The sequence below is a fragment of the Desulfobacterales bacterium genome, from assembly GCA_029211065.1.
Taxonomy (GTDB): domain Bacteria; phylum Desulfobacterota; class Desulfobacteria; order Desulfobacterales; family JARGFK01; genus JARGFK01.
Window position 1 is genome coordinate 17,530 of the sequence record JARGFK010000052.1, and the last position, 14,484, is coordinate 32,013.

Genomic DNA, 14,484 nt, shown 5'->3' on the forward strand with positions numbered 1-14,484 from the left:
TGATCATGGATAAAATAATAGCAGATAGGATCCGCACGGCGGATGTTTCAAACTGGAAAAAAATCAAGGTCGAATTCGGCAAGGATTTTCTGGATATTGCCGTGCCGCCCAATTGCGTCACCCTGAACATGAAACGGATGCCCTGTTTAACCAGCTCTAAAGATGAAATTGCACATAGCCTGAACCACCCCATCGGATCGCCGACGTTGCCGGAAATCATTCGATCGAAAGCGAAACCGGCCGATGAACTGTCGGTTTGCATCACCGTTTCCGACATCACCCGGCCGGTCCCCTATAAAGGCGAAAACGGCGTCCTCTTACCCCTGGTGGAAATCATCGAAAAGGCCGGCGTGAAAAAAAGCAACATTGTCATCGTCATCGGCAACGGCATGCACCGCCCCAGCACCCCTGAGGAGCGAATTTTCATGTACGGCCGGGAAATCGTGGACAATTACCGGATTGTGGATCATGACTGCGAAGACTTATCCACCCAGGTGCTGGCGGCCCACACCAGCCGGGGAACCGATGTTTATCTGAACAAAATTTTCTTCGAATCCGACATCAAGATCGTCACCGGACTGGTGGAGAGCCATTTTATGACCGGCGTCTCCGGCGGCCGTAAAGCGGTCTGCCCTGCCCTGACGAACACCAAAACCATTCAAAAATTTCATGGCGTTGAATTTCTGGAACACCCCAACGCCACCAACCTGGTCTTGGAAGGAAACCCGTGCCACGAAGAGGCCATTGAGGTGGCCCAAACCGTCGGGGTTGATTTTATGATCAGCACCACCCTCGACAACACCCTGTGCATTACCGGCGTTTTCGGGGGCGATCTGATTAAAGCCCATCAGGCGGCTGTTGAAGCCATGAAGGAATTTGTTCAAATCCCCATCAAAGAACCGTACGACATTATCCTGACGCATGGCGGATATGTCGGCCGGGATCATTATCAGAGTGTGAAAAGCGCCGTGGGCGCCATCCCGGCCGTCAAGGAAAACGGCTTTATCGTCATGGTTGCCAACAATGTGGACAAGGAACCCATCGGCTCCAGAGAATACCAGACCCTGCTGCATTTGTTTAAAATTCTGGGACCGGACGGCTACATCTCCATGCTGCAGCATCCGGACTGGGTCTTTACCAAAGACCAATGGGAGCCTGAGATGTGGGGAAAACCCATCCGCAAGGTAGGCGCCGACGGTCTGATCTACTGCGCCACACAGATCCCCGAGAAGGACTACAAGATCATCCCGGGGATGAACGGATATCAATTCATCGATCCGGCTACCGCGTTTCGTTCCGATAAGGAAAAAGCTGCCGCCATGTTCCAGAATGCCGTTATTTACGCCGCCACACACCCGAAGTTCAAAGGCCGCACACCGACCATGGCGTTTATCGACGAAGGGCCGTATGCGATTCCAATGGCGATGACAGGATTATGAAAAAGACACTACTTGCCTTGTTCATATTATTGCTGATGGCATTGCCGACGGTTACTGATGCCTCCTGGCTGATTGATTTTGAAAAATTTTCAGCCTCGGTCCATCGGGAGATTTCCTGCCAGGATTGTCATGAGAATATCGCCGCTGAAAAACTTCATCCCGATCCGCTCAAGGTCAACAGGCAACTGTCGGATTTTTTCACTGCCGACAACTGCATGAACTGCCATGACACCGTTCAGGAAACACTGGACAAAGGCCGTCACGGCTCCCAAAAAGCCGATGACCCCAAAAAATATGAAAACTGCATTCAGTGCCATAACCCCCACTACCAGCTCCCCATCGGTCAGGAATCGGCTGAGACAGTTGCGGCCGATAAGGATTCCTTATCAAAAGCGGACCGTCTCTGTATGGATTGCCACGGTCTGAGCGAAACCGACGAACCGCACAAAATAGCGGCTTTCTGTTTCCATTGTCATGCCCAGACCGGAACCCGGACCCAGGCGGTTGCCGCTCAAATAATTCCGTTGATAGACCCCGGGTCCTATCAATCCGTGCCCCATGCCGAGGTCGCCTGCCTGGCCTGTCATCCCCGGGCCGCAGCCTTCAATCATGCCGATCAAGTACAGGGCGACTGCCTGCAGTGCCACGTGCGCCATAATGAAAAGACGGCGCATGACGCTCACTCCCTGGTGAGTTGTCAGGCCTGCCATCTGAATAACGTTGAAGCGTCCCGTGACCCTCAATCCAAAAAAGTGCTATGGCATAAACAGCGCCTCCTGGGAACGCCGCTGACAATCCACGCCATGGAGCGTAATGATAACAAAGCGTCGTGCCGGCGCTGTCATATCAGTAAAAATGAAATCGGTGCGGCGGCGATGGTGCTGCCGGCCAAAAGTCTTTTGTGCATGCCCTGCCACGCAGCCACATTCTCTGCAGCTGATGCCGTCAGCATTGTTGCCCTGCTGATTTTTGCCGCCGGTCTGGCCCTGATGTTCTCGGTGGTGCTCACCGGAAGCATCCCCGACCGGACCCAGGCCGGTGTGATACAAAAAATATTTCACCTGATCATGGCTGCCGTCAAAGCCGTTTTTTCGCCCAAGATCTCTGTAATTTTAAAGGCCCTCTTCCTGGATGTGCTGCTGCAAAGACGCCTTTATCATAAATCCGCCTGGCGCTGGCTGATCCACAGTTTTATTTTTCTATCTTTTGGTTTCCGGTTTTGCTGGGGCTTGACGGCGCTGCTGGCCTCATCATGGAAACCGGAGTGGTCATCCCTCTGGTTTATGCTGGACAAAAACCATCCCTATACCGCCTTTCTGTTTGATCTTAGCGGCATCCTGATCCTGCTGGGAGTAGCCATGGCATTTATCCGGGGCCTTCAGCGGAAGACATCCCTGCCCCCGAATCTGCCCGGCCAGGACCGCTTGGCCTTAAGCCTGATCGGTGGAATTGTCATTGTCGGTTTTATCCTGGAAGCCTTGCGCATTGCCATGACAGGCTGGCCGGACGGTTCCGGATATGCGTTTGCAGGCTATGGCATCAGCCTGCTGTTTTCCGGCGCCGCCGGTATAACGGATTTTTACGGTTATATATGGTATCTGCACGCAATCGTTACCGGCGTGTTTGTCGCTTATCTGCCGTTCAGCCGTCTCATTCACATGGTTATCGCACCGATTACCCTGGCGATGCGAACGTTATCGGAATCAGGACATACCCAAAAAACCTGACGGGAGTCTTACCGGGAAAGGCAGGAAAAGCACCTATGCGCGATAATTCGGCCCACATTCGATTGGCTGACGGACAGGCCGAGGTTCAAATGGGCGGCAGATCCATCCGGGTTTCCCGCCGGGACATCAATGATGAACCGTATCATTGCCCGGTTGGGCTGGTTGCGGGCGCACTGGGAAGCTGAATGGTCCTGACCATGGCTGCGGTTGCAGACAATAAAAAAATCAGTCTGGATGTTGTTGATGTCCGCATCAGCTATGAGATTCGTGCCGGCAGATCCTGGTCAACAAACTTCGACATCCGGATTGATCTGGGAAAAAACCTGACCCCGCGTGAAAGAACCATTCTGTTTAATTCCGCCAGGGGATGCGAGGTTTCTAAAATGCTGAGTGGTGAAAACAAGTTTACATACGAACTGCTATCCGGCTCGCCCGGATAACGTATTTAATAAATTACTATCGCCTTAAGGTGATAAACTTGAGGGGGTCAAGGATGCAAGGGTTCAAGGGTTCGAGTGAAAACCATTCAGACAAGTTTACAGACCCCTTGACCCCTTTTGGGATAATAATCGAACGAAAGTCTTTGCCCGAAGGCGAGGGTTTTTATCGCATTCCCTGAGGAACAATAAAGAAGGATATTTAAATGGACGCAAAATTAAAACAGGCGCTGATTGATATCGTAGGCGAACCCAATTATACCGACAGCCTGATTGATATGGTGTCGTACTCCTACGACGCTTCCGAACACCACCACCGGCCATTGTGCGGGGTATGGGCCACAACCGCCGAGCAGGTATCGGAAATTTTAAAACTGGCCAACCGTGAACGCATACCGGTCATCCCCCGGGGCGGCGGCACCGGCCTGGCCGGCATGGCGGTGCCGGCTAAGGGCGGGATCGTGCTGGACCTGAACCACATGAACAATATCGTCAAAATCAGTATTGAAGACCGGCTGGCCATAGTACAGCCCGGGGTGGTATACGCCGCCCTTGAAAAAGCGCTGGCGCCATACGGGTTTATCTTCCCGCCTGATCCGGCCAGCGGCAAGGTCTCCACCCTGGGAGGAAATGTCGCCACGAATGCCGGCGGCGTCAAGGGCGCAAAATATGGAACCACCCGGGATTATGTTCTGGGCCTGCAGATCGTTTTACCGGACGGACGCATCATGCGAACCGGGTCAAAAACCATGAAAAGCGTCTCCGGTTATGACCTGACGAAGATTTTTGTGGGTTCCGAGGGAACCCTGGGCGTCGTTACCGAAATCACGCTCAAAATCAACCCCAAAACAACCGCCGCCAGTATGGCCATGGCGACCTTCGACGACCTGGTGGATGCCGGCCGGGCCGTCAGTGAAATCATGTACAGCGGGATTATCCCCAGCGTTCTGGAAATCATGGGGCGCGACCTGATCATGGCCATCAACCAGAATACCGACCTGGATCTGCCCGAGGTGGACGCCATCCTTTTGGCGGAAACGGACGGCTATACCCAGGCCGAAACCGAATATCAGATTAATAAAGTAATCGGTGTTTTTAAAAAGAATCATGCCGGCCAGATCAAAGAGGCCAAAACCGCCCAAGAAGCCGGCAAGTTGTGGGCCGCCCGAAAATCGGCATACGGTGTTTTGGCCCGCATGAAGACCCATTTTGTTCTGGAAGATGTCACCGTTCCCATGAGCAAAATTGCCGACCTGCTCAAAGGCATTCAAGCGATCTCGAAAAAACATAATATCATGATCGCCTCTTACGGACATGCCGGCGACGGCAACCTGCACCCGCAAATCATGTTCGACGGTTATGATCCCCAGCAGGTTAAAGATCAGGAAGCCGCCAGTGCCGAAATTTTTGAACTGGCGCTCCGCCTGGGGGGAACCCTGACGGGTGAACACGGCATCGGTATGCAAAAAGCGCCTTATATGACGCTGGAACATGATGCGGCTGCAATGGATGTCATGCGTTCGATTAAAAAGATGTTGGATCCGAATAATATTCTCAACCCGGGCAAGATGGCGCTGGAGGTGTAAATGGAAGCGAAATACGATTTTTCACGAAAATATCGCGAACAGGTATTGAAATGTTCGCGCTGCGGATTCTGTCAGGCGGTCTGCCCTGTCTTTGGGGCTACCTTGCGGCCCGCCTATAATGCTCGCGGCAAAATGTTGGTTTTAAAAGAGGTCATGGACGGACAAATAGATCTCAATGATGAGCTGATTGAGACCCTGTTCCAGTGCACGACCTGTGCAAACTGCTATAAGAACTGCCCGTCGGGGGTCAACGTACCGGAAATCATCAAGCAGGTCCGAAAAGACATGGTCAACATCGGCTCCTGCCACCCGGCGTTTACCGGCATGAACGACGTTTTGAAAAAGCATACCAACATCTATGCCGAGGCAGCCTCCGCCGACTTTCAAAGAGCAAAAAATAAAAAAGCCCCGTATCTGTATTTTATCGGATGCGTGGGCGCCTTTCGCGAAGAAGACGCAACCGAATCCACCCTTAAACTGCTGGACCACCTGAACGTTGATTACACCCTGATCGATGAAGTCTGCTGCAGCGGGGTCCTGGAAGACGTCGGCTTCAGCATCAATGAAGACCATGTGGGAACCAATATGGACCGTATCCTGGCCACCGGCGCCGAGACGATCCTCACCGGATGCCCCTATTGCTACCGAACGTTCATCAACCGGCCGCAGTATAAACCCCTCCTGGATAAAGGAATCAAAATCCTGCATATCTCGCAGTTTCTGAAAGATTTTGATTTTGGGGTCAGCACCGACAAAAAAGTCACCTACCATGATCCTTGCGATCTCGGTCGACACTGTGAAATTTATGATGACCCGCGGGAGACCATCAAAAAAATTGCGCCCGATTTTGTTGAAATGCCCCATAGCCGGGTGGACGCGCTCTGCTGCGGCGCCGGCGGCGGCGTGCGCGGGGCTTACGCCAAAAACTCCATCGCCATGGCCCGGCGCCGCCTGACCGAGGTTGATGAAATCGGCGCTGCAGTGGTTTTGACGGAATGCAATTCGTGTGTTCACAATCTTGTCAATGCCAAATTACGGAAACAACCATTCGAAATCTATACGACCACCCAGTTTATTATTGAACTGCTGGAAGAAAACGGATCATTGAAAAACCAAAAGGAGGAACCGCATGGAAATTCAAGGCTACAATCTGCCGGATGAGCTGTATTACGAACAGAATCATTTTTGGGTCAAACAGGAAGGCGACCTGATCGTTATGGGCATGGACGATTTTGCCCAGAAAATGGCCGGTGAGATCGTCTACATCCAGCTGCCCAGTGAAGGCAAAGCGGTTAAGCAAGGTGCAAAATTCGCCAAGATGGAATCCGGCAAGTGGCTGGGCAAGGTCTATGCCCCGGTCAGCGGTGAACTGGCGGCGGTGAACGAAGCGCTGGAAACCAATCCCGAACTCATCAATGAGGACTGCTACGGCAAGGGCTGGCTGTTTAAAATCAAACCGGAAGACCTGTCGGAACTGAATAATCTGATTCACGGGAAAGACGCCGTTGAAAAATGGGTCCTGGCAGATATTGAAAAGTACGCCCAGGAGAAATAGAATGGCCAACCAGGACTACAGCATGCGGCAGTTGCTTGAAATGAAGGCCTGTACCAACTGTCAGGCGTGTGCCGACATATGCCCGGCAGTGACCGCCTCCAAAGAAGGCAAGCTATCGGCGGTATACCGCATGAAAGGCCTGCAGCAGATTTTAAAAAGCAGGATCGGCCTCTTTCGTAAAATTTTCCGGTCGGCCGAACCGTCGCCCGAGGAATGGAACGATTTCAGCGACACGGTTTTTCGCTGCACGCTCTGCGGCAACTGCCAGGAAGTCTGCCCGGTGGGGATTCATTTAAAAGACCTCTGGATTTCACTGCGCCAGGATCTGGTGCATTCCGATCATTTCCCCAAGAAAATTGACATGATCCGCAGCAACCTGGCCGAAAGCCACAATGTCTTTGCCGAAGACAATGAAGAACGCGCCGACTGGGTGGAGGACATGGACGACACCCCCGCAGACGGTTATATTCGCGCCAAAGCCGACGTGGTTTATTTCACGGGCTGTGTCGCGGCCTATTTTCCGCTGGCCCAGAACATCCCCGTGGCCCTGGCGGAAATCCTGGAAGCCGGCGGCGTCAATTTCACCCTGCTGGGTGAAGACGAATGGTGCTGCGGATTTCCCCTGCTGGGCGCCGGTTTAAAGGAACTGCACCGGGAATTCGTGGATCACAATCTTGCGGTTGTGCGCGAAAGGGGTGCGAAAACCGTGATCTTCGCCTGCCCATCCTGCTATCAGATGTGGCGGGAGTTTTACCCCCCTGAATTCGAAATCGCCCATGCCTCCCAGTTCCTGATCAAACTGCTCAAGAGCGGCGCCATACCGCTGAAGGAGCTCGCATTAACGGTCACGTATCATGACCCCTGCGACCTGGGACGGGGGGCCCGGGTTTTTGACGAACCCCGCGACGTTATCCGCAGCCTTCCCGGCGTTAAATTTGTGGAACTGGAGCACAACCGCGAGAATTGCCAGTGCTGCGGCGGCGGCGGCAATCTTGAAATGATGGACGCAACCCTTTCCGGAGATATCGCCAAAAATAAAATTGAAGAGGCCTTGAAAACCGGCGCCCAGGCGATCGTCACTTCGTGTCAGCAATGCGTCCGCGCCATGACGACCTATGTCAGAAGAAATAAAGTCCCGCTGCAGGTCATGGACATTACGCAGTTGATTCATCGAGCGTTAAAGCGCTGAAGAAAAGACAGGGTCCGTTGATTGTCGTCCGTTGTCCGTTGCCAAATACATGAGCCCTTGATTCGGTTGCATTCGACAACTGACAACGGACTACGGACAACAAGCATTTCAACATGACGTCTGATTTCCGGCCACCCAACGCTTCAATGTTTTTAAATCGATTTAAGGAGTATGACGGATGACAACCTGGCGCCTGCTGGATACCCCGCCCATGACGGCCGCCGAAAACATGGCGCTGGATGACACCCTTGTGGAGTTGAAAGGCCTGGGCCAGACACCCAACACCCTTCACTTTCTGCAGTTTTCACCCCGGGCGGTCCTGACCGGATTTCATCAGTCTGTTGAGGAAGAGATCCGTGTGGATTATTGCCGGCGTGAAGGCATCCATATCAATCGTCGCATCACCGGCGGCGGCGCAATTTTTTTTGACGAAAACCAGCTCGGATGGGAAGTCATTTGCGACAAGTCTTTTTTCAACCTGACCATTCCCAACGCCAAACTTTTCCGAACCCTGTGCAATCCGGTGGTTACCGCCCTGGGGCGTTTGGGCCTCCAATCCAGTTTTCGGCCCCGCAACGATATTGAGATCAACGGCCGCAAAATCTCAGGCACCGGCGGCACCGAGTCGGACGGCGCTTTCCTGTTTCAGGGAACCATGCTGGTGGATTTTGATGTGGACACCATGCTGAAGAGCCTCAAAATTCCCGTTGAAAAATTGAAAGCCAAGGAAATCGATTCGGTCAAGGAACGGGTCACCTGCCTGAACTGGGAGCTCGGCTATACCCCCGGCCTTGATAAAATTAAATCCGCTATTCTGGCAGGCTTCGCAGCGGAGCTGGGGGTCGAATTCAGGCCGGGTGGGCTGACCCCGGAAGAAGAAGATCATTTCAACAAAAAGGTGAATTACTACCGATCGTCCGAATGGATTGATTTCGTAAAACCCAAATTTAAACGCAGCGACGTCATTCAGGCGGCCTACAAAGCCGAAGCCGGCATGGTTCGCTTCACCATCATCGTCGGACTTCCCCAAAAAAAAATAAAAAATATTTTTATCACCGGCGATTTTCTCTCTTTCCCGACCCGGGCCCTGTTTGACCTGGAATCCCGCCTGAGAGGGCTGCGACTGGACCGGGCGCTTCTGCACGACAGGATCAAACAGTTTTTTGATGAAGGTCGCATCGTCATTCCCGGAATGGGTTACCGGGATTTTATCAAGCCTTTGGATCAAGCCATTGAGAAAGTTGAAATAACCAAGTTCAATATCCCCCTGGAATTCTGCAATCAGATATCGGTTTGCAACGCCTCCTTTGAAGAAATCGTGGCAAAAAGGCCTTCGGTTCTGCTGCTCCCTTACTGCGCCAAGGATAAAGAATGTGATTTGCGCTATGAAAAAGGGTGCCGCGCCTGCGGTGACTGCTCCACCGGTACGGCATCAGACATGGGCAGGGCGAAAAAAATGAAAATCGTCAACATTACCAGTTTTGAAGATTTGATGGCAGAATTGCACAAAATGAAAAGCGCGGGCGTGTCTGCTTTTGTCGGCTGCTGTTGCCGTCCATTTTTTAATAAACACGCGGATGACTTTGAACGCGCAGGGGTTCCGGGTATTTTGCTCGAAATCGACAGCACGACCTGCTACGAACTGGACCAGGCCAAACAGGCCTACGCCGGAACGTTTGAAAGTCAGACCCATTTGAATTTAGACCTGTTGAATACCGTTCTGAATGTTGCTGGATGAAATTTAGGTCGAAGGTATAAAGGCTGAAGGCTGTAAGGTTTCAATTGTCCTTCCTTCAACCTAATCCACCTTCAGTCTTCAGCCTAAATACACGAAATCGAAGGTTGAAGGTGAATTGTAAAAATGAAGTCAAGTGACATGCCATCATCAGCTATCTGTGACATCCTTGTGGTGGGCGCCGGCCCGGCCGGTGCCTCCGCCGCTGCTGCAGCCGCCCGCCCGAATTTGCAGGTACTGATGATTGAGCGCCGTGCGGTGGTGGGGCTGCCGGTGCAGTGCGCCGAATACATCCCTGCCCTGCTGGTGGGCGAACTGAATATCGGCCGGAAATATCTGGTTCAACCGGTTCGGGGAATGAAAACATTCCTTGCCGGCCGGGAAGTAAAAGAAACGCTGTCCCCGGGATTCATCATTAATCGTGAACAATTCGATCAGACGCTTGTCCAGGCGGCATGCGACAGCGGCGCCCACCTCATGCTGAACACAAAAGCAGTATCCCAAAATGGAGATGACGTCATTATCAAACCCAAAGGCCGCCCCCCTTTAAAAATTAAAGCGAAAATCATTATCGGCGCCGACGGTCCTCTGTCAACCGTTGCCGAATGGATCGGCGCCGCCCACCATGATCTGATCCGCGCCATTCAGATTCGGGTCCCCCTGAAACACCGGCTTGAATTTACCGAAGTCTATTTCAGCAAAGATTTCTATGGCGGCTACGCCTGGCTGTTCCCCAAAGGCGATCAGGCCAATCTGGGACTGGGCATTAAGAAAAAAGGCCGCCGGCCGCCGCCCCTGGGACGACTTCTGGAATATTTTACATCCCAGTGCAGCCGTGCAGGAAAAATAGTGGCAAACCCTTCCGGGCGCATAACCGGCTGGATCCCGGCCGGACCGGTTTCAAAAATCGTTCACGGCAATGTTCTGCTGGCTGGGGATGCCGCTGGCCATACCCACCCCATCACAGGCGCCGGTATATTCCCGGCGGTAGCCGCCGGCCGGATGGCCGGCACCTGGGCGGCCCGGGCAATTCAAGAAAAGAATCTGCAGGTGTTGTCCGGCTATGAATCTGAATATCGGAATCTCTTCGGAGACTCGATGCAGCGGGCCGTCAGCCGGCGGCAGCAAATGGAATCCCGCTGGGACGATCTCGACAACATCCTGAAAAACTGCTGGGTCGCATTCAAGGAATACTATGCGGGAACTTAGCGGCATATTAAAGAGAGCGCGGGATTTGTCCTGGAAATACCTGGGCCGCGAAATCATATTTTACCTGCCCGGAATGTTCATATCCAACAATCAGACCGGCAGATATCCGGCCATCTCCATTACCGGAAGCCAATGCGCGCTTAGTTGCGACCATTGCCGATCTAAAATATTGGAACCCATGATCCCGGCCGTTTCCCCCGAGCAATTGCTGGAACGATGTCTTCAGCTCGAAAAAAACGGAACGGTCGGCGTCTTAATCAGCGGCGGCTGCGATCTAAACGGCCGCTTGCCGTGGGACGCTTTTATTCCCGCAGTCAAACAAATTAAATCCCGGACAGGCCTCTTCATTTCGATCCACAGCGGTCTCATTGATTTTCAAACCGCCCTGGCGTTGAAAGAAGCCGGGGTTGATCAAGCCCTGATCGATGTTGTCGGCGATGATCAAACCCTTAAAGATATTTACCATGTAGACTTCGGCGTTTCACGCATTTATGATTCCCTGGAAGCGCTTCATCGCGCCGGCCTGGCCATCATACCCCACATTGTCTGCGGGCTGCACTACGGCAAGATCAAAGGGGAAAAGAAAGCGGCGGAAATGATATCACAGTTTCGGGTCGAACAGGTTGTTGTCGTTTCTTTGATGAGAATTCCCGGCACACCCCTTTGGCACACGAATCCTTTAGATGCCGAAACGGTTGCCGAAATCATAGCTGAAACCCGCATTAAAATGCCGCAGGTTAAGATCAGTCTGGGCTGCGCCCGCCAGAGAGGGAACACCGACCTGGAAATCCTGGCAATCGATGCCGGTGTCAATCGCATGGCCCTGCCGTCCGAAGAAGCCGTGGCCCACGCCAAAAATTACAACCTGAAGATCCATTATCAACCCACCTGTTGTTCGGTAACCAGGCGGGTGGAGGAAATAGATGACTGGATGTTTGTATGAGTAGGGTTCACGGTTCAAGGTTCAAGGTTGAAGAACAATGAAAATTGACCGATTTGAAGATATTGAAGCTTGGCGACTGGCACGTGAATTGACACGCAAAGTGTATGCCCTCACAAAGAAACCTAAATTCGCCAAGGACTATGGTCTGAAAAGCCAGATACAAGAAGCGTCCGGCTCATCCATGCACAATATTGCCGAAGGCTTCGATGCCGAAACGAATGCCGAGTTTATTCGATTTTTGCGATATTCAAAACGATCGTGCACGGAGGTTCAAAGCGAACTCTATGTCGCCTTGGATGAAAACTATATATCGCTCAAAGAATTCAAAGATGTCTATGAGCAGGCCAGGAAAACCCGCGCTGCGGTTCGCGGATTTATCAACTATCTCAAAAATTACGAGGAGCGCAATAAAGAAAAATAAACAATGTTCACGGTTCAGGGGTTCTGGGTTCACGGTTAAGAAGGTTAAGAACAAGAAAATTAAAAGGTTGATTCTGGGAAGATAGCGAGAAAATTCATAAACTCTAAACGCTGATCCGTTAACTCTTGAATCCCGAACCCTCGAGCCCTTAAACCGTGAACCTTTGAACCGTGAACCTTTGAACCGTGAACCTTTGAACCGTAAACCCTTGAACCGTGAACCCTTGAACCGTGAACCCTTGAACCGTAAACCCTTGAACCGTGAACCCTTGAACCGTAAACCCTTGAACCGTGAACCCTTGAACCGTGAACCCTTGAACCGTGAACCCTTGAACCGTGAACCCTTGAACCGTGAACCTTTGAACCGTGAACCCTTGAACCGTGAACCCTTGAACCGTAAACCCTTGAACCGTGAACTTAATTATCGGAGTAAAAGTAAATGACCACGACACAATCTAAAGAAAGCCCTGAATACATGCGCATGAGTCTGGCCGCAGCCATGACACTGGATTTTAAACAGGGACTTTTCTATCGCAATGCAAAGCTGTACTGCATTAATCTATTGTTAACATACGATGAAGGCTGCCGGGCGCGATGCGCCTATTGCGGTCTTTCCCAAAAACGACCCGGTTCCTATGACGGCAAGAGCTTCATCCGCGTCACATGGCCGACCTATCGTCTGGAAGAAATCATTGCGCGCATTTCTGCAAGGCGGGATCGCGTCAAGCGAATATGCATCTCCATGGTCACCCATAAACGCGCGGTCAAAGACACGAAAACCGTGTGCAGCCGGTTGCGGTCCCATTTAGACGTTCCGGTTTCCCTGCTGATATCCCCCACCATCCTGAAACCGGAAGATCTAACGGATTTTAAGGCTGCCGGGGCCGATAAAATCGGTGTCGCCATTGACCTGGCGACACCGGAGCTGTTTGACAAATTCCGGGGAACCGGTGTTGGGGGTCCCCATAAATGGGAGATCTACTGGCAATGCCTGTCGGATTCCATACGGATATTCGGCAAAGGAAACGCCGGACCCCATCTGATGGTGGGAATGGGTGAAACCGAAAAAGAGATGTCTGCGGTAATACAGCGTGCCAAGGATATGGGCGGCAACACCCACCTGTTTTCATTCTTTCCGGAAGAATCGTCCGCCCTGGCTTTGGAAGGACTTCTGCCGCCGCCCATGGATCAGTATCGCCGCATCCAGATAGCGCGCTATATCATTGACACAGAGGCAAGGCACATTACGGATTTTTCTTTCTCACCGGATGGGCAAATAGAGTCTTTCGGGCTACCGACCGGCGAAATTGACGCCATCATCGATTCGGGCCGTCCCTTTGAAACAAGCGGCTGCACCGGAAATGACGGTCAGGTGGCCTGCAACCGCCCTTTCGGCAATTCCAGGCCCGGTCCGAATATCCGCAATTTTCCCTTTAAACCCGATCGGACGGACATTCGACGGATACGTAACCAGATGAACCCCGAAAGTAAATCGGAGATACCGGCCACCAGTATCAAGCGGCGAAACCGTAAAACGGAAAGCACAGCACCGACCAGTGGGATTTAGATGGACTGACCATATTACCATTTGATCAAACCCATAGCCGTCAATATTCGCTAAAGAGATCAAACGCATTCTCTCAAAGAACCGATTTATACGGACTTTTTTATACGGACTTTAGCTGTGGATCGATTCAGCTCAACAGTGGATTATATCGAATAACGGTTGATACAGCCTCTGATTCCATCGAAAAATTATTATCACATTCACTGCAGGTCATACAATGTTGCACGTGGCACCTCAAAAAAGTCAATTAAACATAAAATGTAATAATATCATATATATTTATTTGATATTGTTTGATTAAAAATTACTTGACATTCATTAAAATATACTGCTATGAATTTAATAGATTATTGGTCTTACCAAAAAAACTAAAAAGGTCTGGCTGCTGTTTTGTCAAGATGAAAAAAAATTACATAAGACCATTAAGCCGCCGACCTTGATTCAAAAATCACGGCAAAGCAACCCCCATTGATATGCCGGTTTTTCTCTTTCAGGATTGATTGTTATCTGGTACTTCTAACCAGATTTGAGCACGAAATTCTTGATTGTTTTTTAGGAATAGGCATTGGGCTTATTGTCTGGTAAACTGGGAAATTATTTAAAAGTGGGTATGCACTTTACTCAACCGACCACATGGTGTAGTATGCGGTTATGGAGGAGCCAAGACACCCTGTTGC

The 14,484-nt window shown here is 51.5% G+C and carries 13 protein-coding genes; all 13 read left to right on the forward strand.

Annotation, left to right across the window (positions count from 1 at the left end):
- The first annotated feature begins 5 nt into the window (after positions 1-5).
- Positions 6-1,439: a nickel-dependent lactate racemase gene (larA, locus tag P1P89_12640; GenBank protein ID MDF1592355.1), complete on the forward strand. Its 1,434-nt coding sequence runs from the start codon at positions 6-8 to the stop codon at positions 1,437-1,439.
- Positions 1,436-3,166 carry a respiratory nitrate reductase subunit gamma gene (locus P1P89_12645; protein ID MDF1592356.1) on the forward strand — a complete coding sequence of 577 codons (1,731 nt, stop codon included), beginning with the start codon at positions 1,436-1,438 and terminating at the stop codon, positions 3,164-3,166. The genes larA and P1P89_12645 overlap by 4 nt, the downstream gene beginning before the upstream one ends.
- 35 nt (positions 3,167-3,201) lie before the next feature.
- Positions 3,202-3,351: a hypothetical protein gene (locus P1P89_12650; protein ID MDF1592357.1), complete on the forward strand. Its 150-nt coding sequence runs from the start codon at positions 3,202-3,204 to the stop codon at positions 3,349-3,351.
- Positions 3,352-3,606 carry a hypothetical protein gene (locus P1P89_12655; protein MDF1592358.1) on the forward strand — a complete coding sequence of 85 codons (255 nt, stop codon included), beginning with the start codon at positions 3,352-3,354 and terminating at the stop codon, positions 3,604-3,606.
- A 203-nt stretch (positions 3,607-3,809) separates the two neighbouring features.
- A complete protein-coding gene (locus P1P89_12660) occupies positions 3,810-5,189 on the forward strand; it encodes an FAD-linked oxidase C-terminal domain-containing protein (protein MDF1592359.1) in 1,380 nt (459 codons plus the stop codon).
- On the forward strand, positions 5,190-6,350 hold the full coding sequence (locus P1P89_12665; GenBank protein ID MDF1592360.1) for a (Fe-S)-binding protein: 1,161 nt from the start codon (positions 5,190-5,192) through the stop codon (positions 6,348-6,350).
- Complete coding sequence (gene gcvH / locus P1P89_12670; GenBank protein MDF1592361.1) at positions 6,319-6,744, forward strand: glycine cleavage system protein GcvH; 426 nt, start codon at positions 6,319-6,321, stop codon at positions 6,742-6,744. The genes P1P89_12665 and gcvH overlap by 32 nt, the downstream gene beginning before the upstream one ends.
- A gap of 1 nt (position 6,745) precedes the next feature.
- The gene (locus P1P89_12675; protein ID MDF1592362.1) at positions 6,746-7,933 is read left to right on the forward strand and encodes a (Fe-S)-binding protein; all 1,188 of its coding nucleotides are present in this window, start codon (positions 6,746-6,748) and stop codon (positions 7,931-7,933) included.
- A gap of 178 nt (positions 7,934-8,111) precedes the next feature.
- On the forward strand, positions 8,112-9,671 hold the full coding sequence (locus tag P1P89_12680) for a biotin/lipoate A/B protein ligase family protein (GenBank protein MDF1592363.1): 1,560 nt from the start codon (positions 8,112-8,114) through the stop codon (positions 9,669-9,671).
- 123 nt (positions 9,672-9,794) lie between these two features.
- Positions 9,795-10,877: an NAD(P)/FAD-dependent oxidoreductase gene (locus tag P1P89_12685; protein ID MDF1592364.1), complete on the forward strand. Its 1,083-nt coding sequence runs from the start codon at positions 9,795-9,797 to the stop codon at positions 10,875-10,877.
- Complete coding sequence (locus tag P1P89_12690; protein MDF1592365.1) at positions 10,864-11,820, forward strand: radical SAM protein; 957 nt, start codon at positions 10,864-10,866, stop codon at positions 11,818-11,820. The genes P1P89_12685 and P1P89_12690 overlap by 14 nt, the downstream gene beginning before the upstream one ends.
- A 37-nt stretch (positions 11,821-11,857) precedes the next feature.
- On the forward strand, positions 11,858-12,241 hold the full coding sequence (locus tag P1P89_12695) for a four helix bundle protein (protein MDF1592366.1): 384 nt from the start codon (positions 11,858-11,860) through the stop codon (positions 12,239-12,241).
- Between the two features lie 438 nt (positions 12,242-12,679).
- Positions 12,680-13,807 carry a radical SAM protein gene (locus P1P89_12700; protein MDF1592367.1) on the forward strand — a complete coding sequence of 376 codons (1,128 nt, stop codon included), beginning with the start codon at positions 12,680-12,682 and terminating at the stop codon, positions 13,805-13,807.
- The last annotated feature ends 677 nt before the right edge of the window (positions 13,808-14,484 follow it).